Here is a 17,684-nt window from a genome sequence, read left to right as displayed (position 1 = left end):
TCACGGCGTCACAGCCAGGGCTGCTCGGCGCCCTTGGCGGTCTCATACTGGTCGATGGCCGGCGCCTTCTGGAGGGTGAGGCCGATATCGTCCAGACCCTCGACCAGGCAGCGCTTGCGGAAGGGGTCGATCTCGAACTTGACCACGCCGCCGTCCGGCCCGCGGATTTCCTGCGCCGGCAGATCGATGGTGAGGGTGGCGTTGGCGCCGCGCTCGGCGTCGTCGAACAGCTTGTCCAGGTCGTCCTTGGAGACGACGATGGGCAGGATGCCGTTCTTGAAGCAGTTGTTGTAGAAGATGTCGGCGAACGAGGTGGAGATCACGCAGCGGATGCCGAAGTCGAGCAGCGCCCAGGGCGCGTGCTCGCGGGAGGAGCCGCAGCCGAAATTGTCGCCAGCGACGAGGATCTTCGAGGAGCGGTAGGCGGGCTGGTTCAGCACGAAGCCGGGGTTCTCGGCGCCATCGTCGAGATAGCGCATCTCGGAGAACAGCCCCTTGCCGAGGCCGGTGCGCTGGATCGTCTTCAGATACTGCTTGGGGATGATCATGTCGGTATCGACATTGACCAGCTTCATCGGCGCCGCGACGCCCTCCAGGACCGTGAACTTCTCCATGGGACCTTCTGCCTTGTCTCGTCTGCCGGATCGTGTCCGCCGGGGTTCAGTGGCCGAAAACCCGGCGGCGCCGCCCGCATAGAATAGCGCGCCGGGCACTCCCCGTGAGGCGCGCCCGCGACGATCATCCATAACAGGCACGCCCGGCCTTGCACAGCGCCTTGGCCCGGCGTTTGGGCCCGGCCGGAGCGTGCCCGATCAGGGGGCGAGCCGCTCCGGAAGCATGCGCTTCAGCACGTCGTCCTTGAGCACCACGTGGTGGAGCACGGCCGCAGCCGCATGCAGCACGGCCAGCACGATGACGGCGTTGGCCATCAGCTCGTGGACCTCCTGCACCTGCTTGCCCAGATCGCGATTGACCGCGATGGGCGAAGGGATGGTGAAGAGGGAGAAGAAGGACACTTCGTTGCCGCGCAGGAAGGCGAGGTAGACGCCGAGCACGAGCGTGGCGATGAGCGCGAGATAGAGCAGCCCGTGCACGATGTGGGAGGCGATGGCCACCGGGCGGCTGATCTGAGCGGAGGCCGGCGGGTTGCGCCCGAAGATGCGGACGGGAATGCGCACCGCCACCAGAGCGATCAGCAGCAGGCCGACCGAGATATGGACCCACCACACCATGCCCCGCGCCGGCGTCCCGCGCGCGAAGAACTGCTCCAGATAGGTGACGCCGAACGCCGTGAACACCGCGATGGCGGTGAGCCAGTGGAGGGCGCGCAGGGCCGGCCCGTAACGGGTCAGGCTGGGATCGACGGGCATGGTAGGGCCTCCTGTTTGGAGTCATTCTAGAAAATGGGTGGCCCGGGTCCAGCGCCAAGGTGGCGTTTTCCCTGCGGTCAATTGGCCCGGTCCTCGATGGCCTCCATGTCGTCGTCGCTGAGGCCGAAGTGATGGCCGATCTCGTGCACCAGCACATGGGTGACGACGTCGCCGAGGGATTCCTCGTTCTCCGCCCAGTAGTCGAGGATGGGGCGGCGATAGAGAAAGATCATGTTGGGCATCTGCCCGGTCTGGGCCACCGCCCCGCCCTGCGCACGGCCGACGCCGTGGAACAGGCCGAGCAGATCGAACGGGGTCTCGGCGCCCAGTTCGTCCAGCACCTCGTCGGTGGGAAAGTCCTCCACCTTGATGACCAGCCCCTGGCAGAGGGCGCGGAACGAACCCGGCAAAGCGGCGAAAGCCTCTTCCGCCAGCTGCTCCAGTTCTTCGAGCCCGGGGGCCTCCACATCGCGCCATCGGTTCTTCGACGGTACGCCGGTCAACGACATGCTTCCCCTCCTGCCGGTTACATCCGCGTTACTTCATTTTGCGCTGCAACATCACGAACCGCTGAAGTCGTGGCCGGCGGTGACTTTGGCCGGCCCGGCGTCACGGACCCGTGACTTTCCTGAACACTTCGTTAACGCAAGCATCAAACAGGGTTCAGGGTGACTTGGTTAAGGAACTCTTAATCCACCTGCATCGTTGTCGGTGCAGAACGGGATCTTACGGGATCTGGGAGTTAAGCCATGCTTCGCAAGCTTGCTGTCACCGGTGCTCTGGTGTCCATCCTTGGTATCGCTGCGTTTTTTGCCCCGCACGAGGCGAGCGCGGCGTCGGTCGCCACCGTGGTGGGCACGATCTTCTGAGTCCGAGGAAGATTGCGCGGGCCTTTTGTGCCCCGGTTGATCACGCGATTGTGACTGAACTGGAGCCGGTTCAAAGTTGCTCGTCTCTTGGATGCAACAGCTCCGAATTGTCTTCGCAGGTGCGAAATGCACCGCGGGGATGGGACGCGGCGCGCCGCAGAGGCTTGCCGTGACGGGATTTCGTGTGCCTGAGTGCTGCGGTCCGGCCGGTCGCCGGCGGACGCGCTGATTCGCGCGGAGAGCGCGTGACAGGGCGAAAGCCTCCGCCTCATTCCGTCGCCGCCCGCACCAGTTCCTCCTCCGCCTCGGCGAGCAGCGCCTCGTTGGCATCGCCACCCACGCTCTCGCGCCCAATTTCCAGCAGCACCGGCACGGCCAGCGGCGACACGCGCGGCAGCGGCTGGTGGACCACGTGCCCGCGGATGCGCGCCAGCATCTCCCCGAGGCGCTTCACGTCGAGCAGGCCCGTGGCCGCATCCGCCCGCGCGGCGCGCAGGAGCAGATGGTCCGGCTCGTGCCGGCGCAACACGTCATAGATCAGGTCGGTGGAGATGGTGACCTGCCGGGAGGTCTTCTCCTTGCCGGGAAACCGCCGCTCGATGAGCCCGGCGATGACGGCGCAATAGCGGAACGTCCGCTTCATCAGCGCGCTTTCGGCGAGCCACGCCTCCAGATCGTCGCCCAGCATGTCCTGATCGAACAGATCGTCCAGCGAGAGCCGGCCCTGGCTGATGGCGGCACCCATGTCTCCCGCGGCATAGACGGCGAGGGCATAGTCGTTGGCGACGAAGCCCAGCGGCTTCAGCCGGGCGCGCTCCAGCCGGCGGGTGAGGAGCATCCCCAGCGTCTGGTGGGCCAGCCGCCCCTCGAACGGGTAGGTGACGAGATAGTAGCGCCCGGAGCGCTCGAAGGTCTCCACCAAAAGATCGTCCCGGCCCGGCAGGCGGGACTTGGCCTTCTGCAATTCCAGCCACTCGCGCACCTGCGGCGGCAGCGCCGCCCAGCGCTCCGGCGCGGAGAGGAGCGCCCGCACGCCGGCCGCGAGGAAGGTGGAGAGCGGGAACTTTCCGCCCGCATAGGCCGGCACCTTGGGCTCGGTGGCGCTGGTGCGGGAGACGTACACCTCATCCTCCACCAGCACCTCGTAGCGCAGGATTTCCCCGGCGAAGACGAAGGTGTCGCCGGGCACCAGCGTCTCGACGAAATATTCCTCCACCTCGCCCAAAAGCCGTCCGCCGAACCGCACCCGCCCGGCGACGCCGGTCTTCGCCGCGCCGCGCGCCGAGACGAGGCGCACCTTGAGCATGGAGGCTTCCACAATTGTGCCGACGTTCAGCCGGTAGGCCTGCGCGATCATGGGATTGGCGACGCGCCACAGGCCGTCCTTCGTCCGGCGGATCTTGGCGTAGCGCTCATAGGCGCGCAGGGCGTAGCCGCCGGTGGCGACGAAATCCAGCGCGGCATCGAAATCGTCACGCGATAGGGCGCGATAGGGCGCGGCGGAGCGCACCTCGCCATAGAGCGCATCCGCCGAGAAGGGCGCCGCGCAGGCCATGCCGAGGATGTGCTGGGCCAGCACGTCGAACGCGCCCTGCCGTTCGGGCGGCGTGTCCTGCGCCCCCGCCTTCACCGCCTCCAGTGCCGCCCGGCATTCCAGCACCTCGAACCGGTTGGCCGGGATCAGCACGGCGCGCGAGGGCTCGTCGAGCCGGTGGTTGGCGCGGCCGATGCGCTGCATGAGGCGGGAGGAACCCTTCGGGGCTCCCACATTGATCACGAGGTCCACATCGCCCCAGTCGATGCCGAGGTCGAGGGAAGAGGTGGCCACCACCGCCTTGAGTTTCCCCGCCGCCATGGCGGCCTCGACCCGGCGCCGCTGCTCGACCGCGAGAGAGCCATGGTGGAGGGCGATGGGGTAATCGAGGTCGTTGATGCGCCAGAGTTCCTGAAACAGGAATTCCGCCTGCCAGCGGGTGTTCACGAAGACGAGGGACAGCTTGTTGGCGCCGATCAGCTCGTAGATCTCGGCGAAGGCGTGCTGTGCCGTGTGGCTCGCCCACGGCATCCGCGCCCGGCTCTCCAGCATAGAGATGTCCGGCGCCGCGCCGCCGGCCGCGATCACGAGATCGGCGAGGGCGGGCTCGTCCTTTTCCTCGTCCTGCGGCACCAGATAGCGCCTGAGGTCGTCCGGCTCGGCGACGGTGGCGGAGAGGCCGACGCATTGCAGGCCCGGCGCGATGGCGCGCAGCCGGGCGAGGGCGAGGGAGAGGAGGTCGCCGCGCTTGGAGGTGACGAGGGCGTGGAGCTCGTCCAGCACCACGCGCTTCAGGCCGGAGAAGAGGTGCTCCGCATCCTTCGAGGCGAGCAGCAGGGAGATCTGCTCCGGCGTGGTGAGGAGAATGTGCGGCGGGTCGCGCCGCTGCCGCTGGCGGCGGGAGGCGGGGGTGTCGCCGGTGCGGGTCTCGACGCGGATATCGAGCCCCATCTCCGCGACGGGGGCTTCCAGATTGCGGGCGATGTCCACCGCCAGCGCCTTCAGCGGCGAGATATAGAGCGTGTGCAGGGGCGAGGGCGGCCGCTCCGCCTGCCAGCGGGCGAAGGGGACGGCTTCCGCGCCGGTGGCGGCTTCGCCAGCTTCGGCCATCTGGGGCGCGGCCGGCTTCCGCATCTTCTTCTTCGGCCGGCTCAGCTCGATGAGGCTCGGCAGGAAGCCGGCCAGCGTCTTGCCGGCACCGGTGGGGGCGATGAGCAGCACCGAGCGCCCGCTCTCGGCGGCGGCAATGAGGTCGAGCTGGTGCGCACGCGGCGTCCAGCCCCGCGCGCGGAACCAGCCGGCGAACGGCTCGGGAAGGGCGGATGCCCCGGACGGTGTCGCGCTGCGCGCCTTGCTCGCTCTGGCCACGAGGCAAAGATAGGGCGCCGGACACCGTTCCGCGATGCCCCAGGGGTGTCGCAACCATCCTTAATCCGCCGTCAACCAACGCGGGGGCATGGTGCGGGAAATGTCCCGTCCCGGAGTATGCGTCCCATGATGTCGCGCGCCGACCGCACCGTCTTGAGCGAATGGTGGTGGACGGTGGACCGCGCCCTGCTCGCAAGCCTCGGCGGGCTGATGGTGATCGGCATCATCCTCTGCCTCGCCGCGAGCCCGGCCGTGGCGGCCCGCCTGAACATCGCCGATCCGTTCCATTTCGTGAACCGGCAGGTGCTGTTCCTCATCCCCGCCGCGGTGGTGATGATCGCCACCTCCTTCCTCTCGCCGCGAACCATCAGGCGCACCTGCGTCGTGGTGTTCTGCGTGTTCTTCGTGCTGCTGCTGGCGACGCTGGTGTTCGGTCCGGAGGTGAAGGGCGCGCGGCGCTGGCTCACCATCGCGGGCATCACCCTGCAGCCGTCGGAATTCATCAAGCCCGCCTTCGTCGTCCTCGCGGCCTGGCTGTTCGCAGAGAGCACCAAGCGGCCGGAGATGCCGGCGACGCTGTTCGCCTTCCTGCTGCTTGGCAGTGTGCTCGGCCCGCTGGTGAAGCAGCCGGACTTCGGCCAGAGCCTGCTCATCTGTCTCGTCTGGTCGGCCCTGTTCTTCCTCGCCGGCCTGCGCTGGATCTGGATGGTGGGGCTGGTGGGCGTCGGCGCGGGCGGCGGCTTCATCGCCTACATGACGGTCGCCCACGTGCAGAAGCGCATCAACCGCTTCCTCAATCCGGATTCCGGCGACACCTACCAGATCGACGCGGCGCTGAACTCGTTCAGGAGCGGCGGCTGGTTCGGCACCGGCCCCGGCGAGGGCACCATGAAGCGGATGCTCCCGGACGGCCACACGGACTTCGTGTTCGCGGTGGCGGGCGAGGAGTTCGGCATCATCCTGTGCATGATCATCCTCGCCTTGTTTGCCTTCATCCTGCTGCGCTCGCTCTCGCGCGCCTCGAAGGAGAGCGATCCCTTCACCCGCTTTGCCATCACCGGCCTTGCGCTGCTGTTCAGCCTGCAGGCCTCCATCAACATGGCGGTGAACGTCCATATCGCGCCGGCCAAGGGCATGACGTTGCCCTTCATCTCCTATGGCGGCTCCTCGCTCATCTCCATCGCCTTCGGCATGGGGATGCTGCTGGCCCTCTCGCGCAAGCGGCCCGGCGCCGCCGCGCTGGCGCGGCTCAGCGAGGGGCATGGCGACGCGCGACGGGGCGAAAGCCTCGCCCGTCCGGTGGCACCGCCGCCCGCAGCGGTGGCGGACCCGGCCTGATCGCAGGCTTGAGCGCAGGCTCGATCGAAGGTCGCGCCGACGCGGAACCGCCGCATTGCCGGGGCACTGCCGCACGCGACCCGGAGGGTAATGTGACCGATCTCGTCCTTCTCGCCGCCGGCGGCACCGGCGGCCACCTGTTCCCGGCCGAGGCGCTGGCCGCCGTGCTGACGCGGCAGGGCTTCACGGTGGACCTCGCCACCGACGCCCGCGCCGCCCGCTATGCCGGGCATTTCCCGGCGCGGGAGCTGCACGTTCTGCCGGCCGACACGGTGCGCGGGCGCTCGCCCATCTCGCTCGCCCGCACCGGCCTCGCGCTTGCCTCTGGCTTCGTCTCCAGCCTCGCCTTGCTGCGGCGGGTGAAGCCGGTGGCGGTGGTGGGCTTCGGCGGCTATCCCACCGTGCCGCCGCTGCTGGCGGCGAGCTTTTCCGGCGTGCCGAGCATCGTGCATGAGGCGAACGGCGTCATGGGCCGGGCCAACCGGATGCTGGCGCGGCGGGTCACCGCCATCGCCACCGGCTTTCCCGGTGTGGTGGATGCCGACCCCGCGCTCAAGGCCAAGGCGGTGTGGACCGGCAATCCCCTGCGCCCCGCCGCCGTTGCCGCCGCAGCCGCGCCCTATGATCCGCCCATGCCCGGCGGCGACCTCCATGTGCTCGTCTTTGGCGGCAGCCAGGGCGCGCGGGTGATGTCCGATGTGGTGCCGCAGGCCGTTGAGCGGCTCGGCGCCGATCTGCGCGCCCGGCTCGTCCTCGTCCAGCAGGCGCGGGAGGAGGATCTGGAGCGGGTCACCGCCACCTATGCCCGGCTCGGCGTACGGGCCGAGGTGAAGACCTTCTTCGACGACCTGCCGGCGCGCATGGCGCGCGCCCATCTCGTCATCTCCCGCTCCGGCGCCGGCACGGTGGCGGAACTCGCCGCGCTGGGCCGGCCCTCCATCCTCGTGCCGCTGCCCCACGCGCTGGACCAGGACCAGGCCGCCAACGCACGCACCCTCGCCGAGGTGAGCGCGGCGCTGGTGCTGCGGCAGGTGGAATTCGAGCCGGACCGGCTGGCACTGGAACTCAATACCTTTGCCAGCGAACCCGCATCATTGACGCGCATGGCCGAACGGGCCAGAAGCCAGAGCGTGCTTGACGCCGCCGAGCGGCTGGGCGGTCTCGTCCGGCATCTGGCGGGCGGCGGCGCGGTCGCAACCTTCAGGGGAAACAGCGCATGAAGCTGCCGTCCGGCCTCGGCTCCATCCACTTCGTCGGCATCGGCGGCATCGGCATGAGCGGCATCGCCGAGGTGCTGCACAATCTCGGCTACGCGGTGCAGGGCTCGGACGTGGCCGACAGCGCCAACGTGAAGCGCCTCCGCGAGCACGGCATCAAGGTGATGATCGGCCACGCCGCCGCCAATGTGGACGACGCCGACGTGGTGGTGGTCTCCTCCGCCATCAAGCGCGACAATCCCGAACTGATGGCCGCCCGCGCCAAGCGCCTGCCGGTGGTACGCCGGGCCGAGATGCTGGCCGAGCTGATGCGGCTGAAGAGCTGCGTCTCCATCGCCGGCACCCACGGCAAGACCACCACCACCTCGCTGGTGGCGACCCTGCTCGACGCGGGCAATTTCGACCCCACCGTCATCAATGGCGGCATCATCAACGCCTACGGCACCAATGCCCGCCTCGGCGACGGCAACTGGATGGTGGTGGAGGCGGACGAGAGCGACGGCACCTTCCTGAAGCTGCCCACGGAAGTCGCCATCGTCACCAATGTGGACCCCGAGCACCTCGACCACTTCAAGACCTTCGACAGGGTGCAGGAGGCGTTCAAGGCGTTCGTGGAGAACGTGCCCTTCTACGGCTTCGCGGTGATGTGCATCGACCATCCGGTGGTGCAGGCGCTGGTGGGCCGCATCGAGGACCGCCGCGTCATCACCTATGGCGAGAACCCGCAGGCCGACGTGCGCCTCGTCGACGTGGACCTCAAGGGCGGCGTCACCAAGTTCGGCGTGGTGTTCCGCAACCGCGCGGGCGAGACGGTGCACGAGATTCGCGGCCTGCGCCTGCCCATGCCCGGCAAGCACAATGCGCTGAATGCCACCGCCGCCATCGCGGTGGCGCACGAACTGAAGGTGCCGGACGAGAAGATCATCGAGGCGCTCTCCGCGTTCGGCGGCGTGAAGCGGCGCTTCACCCGCACCGGCGAGTGGAACGGCGTGACGGTGTTCGACGATTACGGCCACCACCCGGTGGAGATCGCCGCCGTGCTCAAGGCGGCCCGCGCGGCGAGCGAGGGGCAGGTGATCGCCGTGGTGCAGCCGCACCGCTACAGCCGCCTCGCCTCGCTGTTCGACGAATTCTGCACCTGCTTCAACGATGCCGACCACGTGGTGGTGGCACCCGTCTACACGGCCGGCGAGGCGCCCATTGAGGGCGCCGACCGGGACCACCTGGTGCAAGGCCTCATCGCCCACGGCCACCGCTCGGTGACGGCGCTGGATGGGCCGGAGCAGCTGGCGGGCATCGTCTCCGGCCTCGCCAAGCCGGGCGATTACGTGATCTGCCTTGGCGCCGGCTCCATCTCGGGCTGGGCCTATGCGCTTCCAGGAGAGTTGCAGGCGCTGAAGCCTGCAGCCTGAAGGCGTTTCGCCGAAATATGAGGACGGTCCCGGCTTCTGCCGCCGGGTGATCTGCGTATAGACTGCCGAGGCAATGCCGGGCCGGGGGGCGCCTGCATCGCGGGGGGCTTGCGTCTTGGGGACGGCAGCGGCAGCGGCACCGCAGCGGGATCGACCTTCGCGTCCGGCGCGGCCCATCCGGGAGGGCGGGGCATGACCCTCTCCGGCTTGTTCTTCACCACCCTCGACGTGCGCACCATGTTCCGCCTCATGTTCCTGGCGGATCTCGTGGTCTGCCTGCTGCTGCTCGGCTATCGCGAGACGGGAACCAAGCAGCGTCTCATCCGCCGCTTCGTCTTCGCCCGGGTGCTGCACGGCGTCGCCTGCCTGCTCATCAGCCTGCGCGGTGACATCTCCGCGCTCGCCTCGGTCTATCTGGCCAACATCACCATCTTCTTCGGCTTCGCGCTGGAGATCTCGACCATCATCGGTGCGCGCGTGCGCCGGCGCGGCGTCACGGCGCTGCTGTTTGGCGTTGCTGCGCTGGGCAGCGTGGTCTTCGTCCTCGCGGCCACCACGCCGGGGCTCTACGTGGGCTATGCCGCGACCGTGATCAGCGCGCTGTTCGGCGTGGCGTTCGCGGTGCTGGCGGGGGATGCGGAGGGCTCGCGCCTCCAGCGCATCATCGCCGGCTTCTATCTGCTCGTGGCGGTCTCCTTCCTGTTGCGTGCCTATGCCGGATTCGGCGCCGGACTGACGGTGCTGGACGCGCCGCCCGTGCAGTCGTTCGGGCTGCTGGTGATGTTCGGCTATTGCGTGGGCGGGGGCGTCGGTTTCCTGCTGCTGCTGAAGGAGGACGTGGACCGCCGGCTGTTTCGCGCGGCCACCATCGATTCCCTCACCGGCATCCTCAACCGCCGCGCCTTCTTCGAGGCCGCGCGCGAACGGCTCGCCCGGGCGGCGGAGCGGGCGGAGCCGGTCTCCCTGCTGCTGGTGGACATCGACCACTTCAAGCGCGTCAACGACACCTTCGGCCATCCGGCGGGCGATGAGGTGCTCGCCGCCGTCACCGAGCGCCTGGGCCGCGCGCTCAGGGCCAATGACCTGTTCGGCCGGGTGGGCGGCGAGGAGTTCGCGGTGCTGCTGCCCGAGGCGGAAGCGGAGGCCGTCGCCGTGGCGGAGCGGCTGCGGCTTTCGGTCCGCGGGCTGACGACGCCGGCGACCCGGCGTCTCGACTGCAGCGTCAGCATCGGCTGCGCCAGCGTTCCGGGCGGGGAGAGCGCCAGCATCGAGACGCTGTTCCGGCGCGGCGACGCCGGCCTCTATGCCGCCAAGCGCGCCGGGCGCAATCGCGTGGTGGCGGCGGCGCCGGACCTCGCGACGCTCGAGATGGCCGCGGAGAGCACCGGCCCGTCTGCGGCGCCGCGGCCGGCCGATGGCACCGAGCTGTCCTTCGCGAACGAAGAGGGCCGCGGCGTGCCGCGGCCCTGAGATCGTCCTCGATGGCGGGGGCGGGCGCGCAGGCGCGCCCCGCCTCACTTCTTCGGCAGCGCCTCCAGCACGTCGTCGAACGTGCGCAGACCGGTGCGGGGGGAGTTCACCAGCACCGCCATGTTGCCGGGGGCGTGCTGGTTCTTCCACATCTTGGTGTGCGCCTCTGGGATGCGGTCCCACGGGAACACTTCCGACATGCAGGGGTCCACGCGCCGGTCGATGATGAAGTTGTTGGCGGCGGAGGCCTGCTTGAGGTGGGCGAAGTGCGAGCCCTGGATGCGCTTCTGGCGCATCCACACGTAGCGGGCGTCGAACGTGATGTTGAAGCCCGTCGTGCCGGCGCAGAACACGATCATGCCGCCGCGCTTGCCCACCAGCGTCGACACCGGGAAGGTGCTCTCGCCGGGGTGCTCGAACACGATGTCCACGTCGCGCTTGCCGGTGATGTCCCAGATGGCCTTGCCGAACTTGCGGGCTTCCTTGAGCCACTCCGCATATTCCGGCGAGTTCACCGTGGGCAGCTGGCCCCAGCACTTGAAGTCCTTGCGGTTGATGACGCCCTTGGCGCCGAGGCCGAGCACGTAGTCGCGCTTGGTCTCGTCCGAGATGACGCCGATCACGTGCGCGCCGGAGGCGGCGGCAAGCTGCACGCCGAACACGCCGAGGCCGCCAGAGGCGCCCCACACCAGCACGTAGTCACCCGGCTTCACCGTGTGCGGCGGGTGGCCGAACAGCATGCGGTAGGCAGTGGCCATGGTGAGGGTGTAGCAGGCGCTCTCCTCCCAGGTCAGATGCTGGGGGCGCGGCATGAGCTGGCGCGCCTGCACGCGGCAGAACTGGCCGAAGGAGCCGTCCGGCGTCTCATAGCCCCAGATGCGCTGGGAGGGGGAGAACATCGGGTCGCCGCCGTTGCACTCCTCGTCGTCCCCATCGTCCTGGTTGCAGTGGACGACCACCTCGTCACCCACCTTCCAGCGCTTCACCTTGGAACCGACGGCCCAGACGATGCCCGAGGCATCCGAGCCGGCCACATGGAACGGCGCCTTGTGGACGTCGAACGGGGAGATCGGCTGGCCGAGGCCGGCCCAGATGCCGTTGTAGTTCACGCCCGCGGCCATCACGAGGACGAGCACGTCGTTCTCGCCCAGCTCCCAGGTGGGGACCACTTCGAGCTGGAACGACTGCTCCGGCGGACCATGGCGGTCGCGGCGGATGGTCCAGGCATACATGTTGGCAGGCACGTGGCCGAGCGGCGGAATTTCGCCGAGCTCATAAAGGTCCTTCACCGGTCCCTCGTTCGTATTGGCGGCTGCCGTCTGGGCCATGGCTGTCGTCCTCTCCTGGTGTGGACCGTTCGGTCGCGTCGTTTTAGTCCCTATCTCGCAATGCAGCGTAGCAGAGAAAAAATCCAAGGCGAGAGCCATTCTCAACCCCGACATTCGGCCATGTGGCGCTGCGGCACCGGAGAATGCGCGTCCACGGCCCCGCTGGCGTTTCCGGCGGCGGCGCGCCCCGCTAGAGTGGCGGTGTTCCGCGCCGGACGGCCGGCGTCGACACAGGGGATGGGGAGTAGGTCATGGGCATCATCTGGATGATTATCGTCGGCGCGATCGCCGGCTTCCTCGCAGGCCAGCTCTTCCAGGGCTACGGCTTCGGCCTCGTGGGCAACATCGCCGTGGGCATCGTCGGCGCCATCATCGGCGGCTTCCTGTTCGGCGGCGTGATTCTCGTGGGCGGCGTGATCGGGCAGATCATCTCCGCGACCATCGGCGCGGTGATCCTGCTGTTCGTCATCTCGCTGGTGAAGCGGTGACGGGCAGCCGGCACGGGAGCTTCGGCGTTCAGATATTCGAAAGGAATCTCGGCCCGGTCATGTGGCTGGGCCTGCAATGCATCATAGGAATGGCAGCGGGCGTGGCGTTCTGCATCACGCCTGAAACCTTCGCCGAAGGGGAAGGTGTGATCGTCTTGACCGGCTTGAGGGTCGGTGCTGCGATTTTGTTTGCGATGTCTGCGGGTGCCCTTGTTTTGGCGGTTCTGCGTCCGGGGCAGGTTTTGCGTATCGACCAGGACGGACTGACCAACGCGCAACACCGGGGGTTCAGTTTCCAGTGGCCCCAGGTGTGCGGCATGGGTGAGGGCTTTGAAGGCGCCAACCTCACCCGCCTGCGCTTCATCATCGAAGAACGCGACGGAAGCCTGAAGGCGAGAGACTTGGTCTTCAAGGACTGGGATGCCCCACCGGAAAAGATCGTGAATGCGATTCGCTGGCATCTAGGCCCAGGCACGTCCGCTCTGCAGAATGTAACGCCCACCCAGACCGCCTCCGGCGGTCTGGGTCCCTCCAAATTTCCCATCGACGGCGCGCGCATTGCGACGCACAATCGCGGCAAATATCCAAAAGCGATGGATGGGGATTAGGAAATGGTGGTCCGCGACAAACCCTGGCTCTTCCGCACCTATGCGGGTCATTCCACCGCCGCGGAATCCAACAAGCTCTACCGCTCCAACCTCGCCAAGGGCCAGACCGGCCTCTCCGTCGCCTTCGACCTGCCGACCCAGACCGGCTATGACAGCGACCACGCCCTCGCCCGCGGCGAAGTGGGCAAGGTGGGCGTCCCCATTTCCCATCTCGGCGACATGCGCACCCTGTTCCAGGGCATCCCGCTGGCCGAGATGAACACCTCGATGACCATCAACGCCTGCGCGGCGTGGCTGCTCTCGCTCTACATCGCCACCGCCGACGAGCAGGGCGCGGACCGCTCCAAGCTGCAGGGCACGACGCAGAACGACATCATCAAGGAATATCTCTCGCGCGGCACCTATGTGTTCCCGCCCGCGCCCTCCATGCGGCTCACAAAGGACACCATCATCTTCACCACCGAGCATCTGCCCCGGTGGAACCCGATGAACGTGTGCTCCTACCACCTGCAGGAAGCCGGGGCGACGCCGGTGCAGGAGCTGGCCTTCGCGCTCGCCAACGCCATCGCCATCCTCGACACGGTGAAGAAGTCCGGCGAGGCGGAAGGGGCCGTGTTCGGCGAGGTGGTGGGGCGCATCTCCTTCTTCGTGAACGCGGGCATGCGGTTCATCACCGAGATGTGCAAGATGCGCGCGTTCGTGGACCTCTGGGACGAGATCTGCGTCAACCGCTACGGCATCACCGACGCCAAGCAGAAGCTGTTCCGCTACGGCGTGCAGGTGAACTCCCTCGGCCTCACCGAGCAGCAGCCGGAAAACAACGTCTACCGCATCCTTCTGGAGATGCTGGCCGTCACCCTCTCCAAGAAGGCCCGCGCCCGCGCCGTGCAGCTGCCGGCCTGGAACGAGGCGCTGGGCCTGCCGCGCTCCTTCGACCAGCAATGGTCGCTGCGCATGCAGCAGGTGGTGGCCTATGAGACCGACCTCCTCGAATATGGCGACATCTTCGACGGCTCCACCGAGATCGCCAAGAAGGTGGAGGAGCTGAAGGCGGAGGCCCGCGCGGAGCTGGCGCAGATCGACGCCATGGGCGGCGCGGTCGCGGCCATCGAGAATTCCTACATGAAGCAGCAGCTGGTGGAGTCCAACACCCGGCGCCTCGAGGCCATCGAGCGCGGCGATCAGGTGGTGGTGGGCGTCAACCGCTGGACCGAGAGCGAGCCCTCGCCGCTCACGACGGGGGAAGGCGCCATCCTCACCGTGCCGGAAGGCGTCGAGGCCGAGCAGATCGCGCGCCTTCAGGCGTGGCGCGAGGCGCGCGACGCCAAGGCGGTCGCAGCGGCGCTGGCGGCGCTCAAGAGCGCGGCGCAGGAAGGCCGCAACATCATGGAGCCCTCCATCGTCTGCGCCAAGGCGGGCGTGACCACGGGCGAGTGGGGCACCTGCCTGCGCGAGGTGTTCGGCGAATACCGCGCCCCCACCGGCGTCGGCCGCGCCGCCCGCGTGGACACGCAGGGCCTCGAAGAGGTGCGCAAGAATGTGGATGCGGTTTCCGAGAAGCTCGGCCGCCGCATCAAGTTCCTGGTCGGCAAGCCGGGCCTCGACGGCCATTCCAACGGCGCCGAGCAGATCGCGGTTCGCGCCCGCGACTGCGGCATGGAAGTGGTCTACGAGGGCATCCGCCTGACCCCGGCCGAGATCGTCAACGCCGCGCTGGAAGAGAGCGTCCACGTGGTGGGCCTCTCCATCCTCTCCGGCTCCCACGTGCCGCTTGTGCGCGACGTGATGGAGCGGATGCGGGCGGAAGGCCTCTCCGACGTGCCGGTGGTGGTGGGTGGCATCATCCCGCCGGAGGACGAGGCCCAGCTCAAGGGCTTCGGCGTCGCCGCCGTCTACACGCCGAAGAATTTCGAGCTGAACCGCATCATGGCGGACATCGTGACCATCGTGGACCGTGAGGCCCAGAAGGCGGCGTGATCGCCGCCCGAGGGCAGGGCGTGGCCTGTTCAATCCGGCCGCGCCCGGCTCTAGAGTGTCCCCGATCCGGGCGTTGCGTCCCGGTGCGGGGGCGGGCATGAGGACGGCTTTCGTCGGGATGTTCTGCGTGGCCATCGCTATGGGCGCTTGCGGCACCGTGCGGGCGGCCGAGGCGCCGCCTTCGCCGGTCGCCGCATCTGCGACGCCTGCCCCACCCGCTCCGGCCGAGGCTGCCGCGCCCGCGGCGACGGCACCCGCTGCCAGTCCCTATGCCGGCCTGCCCAAGGTGGTGGCCAAGGCGGTGAAGCAACTGGAGGCGGTCTGCCGGACGGAAGGCGGAACGCCGGGTTGGAAGCCCAAGACCGTCTTCGAGGTGGTCAACGTCTCGCCGGATGGCCGGCCCGACTATCTCATCGACACCCACGCCATGGCATGCGAGGGCGGCTTCACGCCCTGGATCGGCTCCGACGGCTTCCGCCACATCCTCTTCGTCTCCACCGGCCCCGGCCGCTGGACCCGCGCCTTCGACCGGGGCGCGCGGGGCTTCGAGATTACCGAGCCGAAGGACGGGTCGCGCCCGAAGATCGTCGTCTTCTCCCACTCGGCCTATTGCACGCGGCCGAACCCGGAGCGCTTCATGCGCTGCACCCAGGTCTACGAATGGCGGCGCGGCAGGCTGCGCAAGATTTCGGAAGAGTGGTTCGAGGGCTGAGGCGCCAGCTTTTGCTTGCAACGGCGCAATGGCGCCTTGCGCGGGCCGTGTCCATATTTGGGACAACGCCCAGCCGGGCAGGGCTCAAGACCTCCCGGCGCCAAGGAGCCCACCATGACCATCGCCGCCCCCGCCGGCTCGACCGGCCCGCAGTCCATCCCCACCACCGACCTGTCCGCCCGGATCGCGCCGCACGACCTCGTGCTGGGCGCCGTCAGCCTCGCCAGCCCCGACCCGCGCCGGCTCGTGGCCTTCTATCGCGACCTCCTCGGCCTCGATGTTCTCTCCGAGGGTGAAGCGACCGTGCTCGGCGCCGGCGGCAAGCCGCTGGTGGAAATCCTCGCCCGCCCCGCGGCTCCGCCGGCCCCGCGCCGGGCGCCCGGCCTGTTCCACATGGCCATCCGCGTGCCGGACCGGGCGAGCCTCGCCACTCGGCTCCTCGCGCTCCATGGCGCGGGCCTGCGCCTTGGCGCCTCCGATCATCTGGTGAGCGAGGCGCTCTATGTGGACGATCCGGACGGCAACGGTGTCGAGATCTACCGCGACCTGCCGCGCGCGGAATGGCCCGTCCAGCCGGATGGCTCCATCGCCATGCAGACCCTGCCGCTCGATCTCCAGGCCCTCGCCCGCGAGGCGAAGGCGGCAGGCGGCCCGGCTCCCGCGGCGACCGACATGGGCCACGTCCATCTCAAGGTGAATGACCTCGAGGCGGCCAAGCGCTTCTGGGTCGATACGGTGGGCCTCACCATCATGGCCCGCTATCCCGGCGCGCTGTTCGTGAGCGCCGACGGCTATCACCACCATGTGGGGCTGAACGTCTGGCAGTCGGGCGGCGCGCCGGTGCCGGCGGCGGGCACGGTGGGGCTGGACCATTTCACCGTGACGCTGGCGGCCGACGCCTTCGCCGCCCTTGCCGCCCGCCTCTCGGCAGCGGGCGTGGCAACGCAGCCGTCGAGCGACGGCACGCTGCGGGTCAGCGATCCCTCCGGCAATGCCGTGGTGTTCCGCGCCGCAGCGTGACGCCCGCGCCGGCCTTCGCTACCCTCGGCAGGCATCGAATCGCACGTCCGCGCCGGTGCGGGCCGGGGGGCCGAAGCCATGATGTCGCTGCCGTTCTTCGGCGTGTTCCTCGCCCTCGCGGCGACGCTCATGGGCCAGCGCATGGCCGCGCTCGCGCTGTGGGTGCTGTCGGTGGCGACGATGCTGGTGCTGTTCCGCCTGCACGTCACCGATTCCCTCAACATCGCGTTGTGAGGGGCGCCATGGACACCGGCCTCACCCTCGCGGACCGCTTCCGGGTGCTGAACGCGCTCGGCCTTCTCGCCGTCTCGGCGGTGCTCATCGCCGCCTTCTTCGACCAGCTCGTGTTCAACGACCTGCCGTGCCCGCTCTGCCTGCTGCAGCGCGCCGGCTTCGTCTGCGTCGCCGCCGGGCTCGCGCTGAACGTGAAGTTCGGCCCGCGCCCCTCGCACTACGCCATCATGATCCTGTCGGCGCTGGCGGGCGGGGCGGTCTCCACCCGGCAGACGCTGCTGCACATCATCCCCGGCGAGGGCGCCTATGGCGACGCCTTCTTCGGCCTGCATTTCTATGCGTGGGCACTGGTGCTGTTCGGCGTCTGCGTCCTCGGTTCGGCCGTGCTCCTGCTGTTCGACGGGCAGTTCGAGCGGCAGTCGGCCGACGCGCGGCCCCATCGCCCGCTGCTCGGCACGGCGGCGATCGTGCTGGTGCTGCTGCTGGCGCTGGCGAACGGCGTCTCCACCGTGCTGGAATGCGGCTCCGGCCTGTGCGCCGACAACCCGACCAGCTACCAGCTGATCCAGGACGGCACCCTCAACCGCCTGCTCGGGCGCTGAGGCCGCGGCGGAATCATCTCACCGCGACGCCTGGGTCATCACGCATTGTGATGATTTGCGCTGTGAAATTCGATTTCCCTCGCGCCTTCCCCCGGGTTAGAGGAGGGGGCCCGCAGGCCGTCGCAATAACAGGGGAC

The 17,684-nt window shown here is 68.7% G+C and carries 16 protein-coding genes; 11 read left to right on the top strand and 5 right to left on the bottom strand.

All coding sequences use genetic code 11. The features are described from left to right. Nucleotides 1-8: 8 nt before the first annotated feature. The 4 genes from leuD to ACT535_RS19645 all read right to left on the bottom strand — a co-directional run bounded on the left by leuD (nucleotide 9) and on the right by ACT535_RS19645 (nucleotide 5,141). Nucleotides 9-614: a 3-isopropylmalate dehydratase small subunit gene (gene leuD, locus ACT535_RS19660; protein WP_168457352.1), complete on the bottom strand. Its 606-nt coding sequence runs from the start codon at nucleotides 612-614 to the stop codon at nucleotides 9-11. 198 nt (nucleotides 615-812) lie between these two features. Continuing rightward, complete coding sequence (locus ACT535_RS19655) at nucleotides 813-1,370, bottom strand: cytochrome b (protein ID WP_476365703.1); 558 nt, start codon at nucleotides 1,368-1,370, stop codon at nucleotides 813-815. A gap of 77 nt (nucleotides 1,371-1,447) precedes the next feature. Further along, nucleotides 1,448-1,879, bottom strand: a complete 432-nt coding sequence (locus ACT535_RS19650) for a metallopeptidase family protein (RefSeq protein WP_476365702.1) — start codon at nucleotides 1,877-1,879, stop codon at nucleotides 1,448-1,450. Nucleotides 1,880-2,507: 628 nt separating this feature from the next. Then, a complete protein-coding gene (locus ACT535_RS19645) occupies nucleotides 2,508-5,141 on the bottom strand; it encodes a ligase-associated DNA damage response DEXH box helicase (RefSeq protein WP_476365701.1) in 2,634 nt (877 codons plus the stop codon). Nucleotides 5,142-5,267: 126 nt separating this feature from the next. Between ACT535_RS19645 and ftsW the strand changes: the two genes are divergently transcribed. The 4 genes from ftsW to ACT535_RS19625 all read left to right on the top strand — a co-directional run bounded on the left by ftsW (nucleotide 5,268) and on the right by ACT535_RS19625 (nucleotide 10,578). Continuing rightward, entirely contained in the window at nucleotides 5,268-6,479 is a 1,212-nt protein-coding gene (gene ftsW, locus ACT535_RS19640; RefSeq protein ID WP_168457356.1) for a putative lipid II flippase FtsW, read from the top strand. Between the two features lie 92 nt (nucleotides 6,480-6,571). Next, on the top strand, nucleotides 6,572-7,699 hold the full coding sequence (gene murG, locus ACT535_RS19635; protein WP_476365700.1) for an undecaprenyldiphospho-muramoylpentapeptide beta-N-acetylglucosaminyltransferase: 1,128 nt from the start codon (nucleotides 6,572-6,574) through the stop codon (nucleotides 7,697-7,699). Continuing rightward, a complete protein-coding gene (gene murC / locus ACT535_RS19630) occupies nucleotides 7,696-9,108 on the top strand; it encodes a UDP-N-acetylmuramate--L-alanine ligase (RefSeq protein WP_476365699.1) in 1,413 nt (470 codons plus the stop codon). The genes murG and murC overlap by 4 nt, the downstream gene beginning before the upstream one ends. Before the next feature lie 192 nt (nucleotides 9,109-9,300). Beyond that, nucleotides 9,301-10,578 (top strand): GGDEF domain-containing protein, encoded by a 1,278-nt coding sequence (locus ACT535_RS19625; RefSeq protein ID WP_476365698.1) that lies wholly within the window; start codon nucleotides 9,301-9,303, stop codon nucleotides 10,576-10,578. Between the two features lie 44 nt (nucleotides 10,579-10,622). On the opposite strand, the gene ccrA is transcribed toward ACT535_RS19625, so the two are convergent. Then, entirely contained in the window at nucleotides 10,623-11,906 is a 1,284-nt protein-coding gene (gene ccrA, locus ACT535_RS19620) for a crotonyl-CoA carboxylase/reductase (protein ID WP_168457360.1), read from the bottom strand. 251 nt (nucleotides 11,907-12,157) lie between these two features. Between ccrA and ACT535_RS19615 the strand changes: the two genes are divergently transcribed. The 7 genes from ACT535_RS19615 (at nucleotide 12,158) to ACT535_RS19585 (ending at nucleotide 17,547) form a co-directional block, all read left to right on the top strand. Then, on the top strand, nucleotides 12,158-12,394 hold the full coding sequence (locus ACT535_RS19615; protein ID WP_168457361.1) for a GlsB/YeaQ/YmgE family stress response membrane protein: 237 nt from the start codon (nucleotides 12,158-12,160) through the stop codon (nucleotides 12,392-12,394). Nucleotides 12,395-12,453: 59 nt separating this feature from the next. After that, the gene (locus tag ACT535_RS19610) at nucleotides 12,454-13,002 is read left to right on the top strand and encodes a hypothetical protein (RefSeq protein WP_476365697.1); all 549 of its coding nucleotides are present in this window, start codon (nucleotides 12,454-12,456) and stop codon (nucleotides 13,000-13,002) included. Between the two features lie 3 nt (nucleotides 13,003-13,005). Further along, nucleotides 13,006-14,979, top strand: a complete 1,974-nt coding sequence (locus tag ACT535_RS19605; RefSeq protein WP_476365696.1) for a methylmalonyl-CoA mutase family protein — start codon at nucleotides 13,006-13,008, stop codon at nucleotides 14,977-14,979. Nucleotides 14,980-15,076: 97 nt separating this feature from the next. Then, nucleotides 15,077-15,691: a hypothetical protein gene (locus ACT535_RS19600; RefSeq protein WP_476365695.1), complete on the top strand. Its 615-nt coding sequence runs from the start codon at nucleotides 15,077-15,079 to the stop codon at nucleotides 15,689-15,691. A gap of 114 nt (nucleotides 15,692-15,805) precedes the next feature. Then, nucleotides 15,806-16,711, top strand: coding sequence for a VOC family protein (locus ACT535_RS19595; RefSeq protein ID WP_476365694.1), 906 nt, complete (start codon nucleotides 15,806-15,808; stop codon nucleotides 16,709-16,711). A gap of 78 nt (nucleotides 16,712-16,789) precedes the next feature. Further along, entirely contained in the window at nucleotides 16,790-16,945 is a 156-nt protein-coding gene (locus ACT535_RS19590) for a DUF5993 family protein (protein WP_168457366.1), read from the top strand. Between the two features lie 8 nt (nucleotides 16,946-16,953). Next, a complete protein-coding gene (locus tag ACT535_RS19585; protein WP_476365693.1) occupies nucleotides 16,954-17,547 on the top strand; it encodes a disulfide bond formation protein B in 594 nt (197 codons plus the stop codon). Nucleotides 17,548-17,684 lie beyond the last annotated feature (137 nt).

It is taken from the genome of Xanthobacter sp. DMC12, from assembly GCF_056314105.1.
Note: the sequence above shows the minus strand (reverse complement) of the source record. Positions and strands in the feature narration are given on the sequence as shown.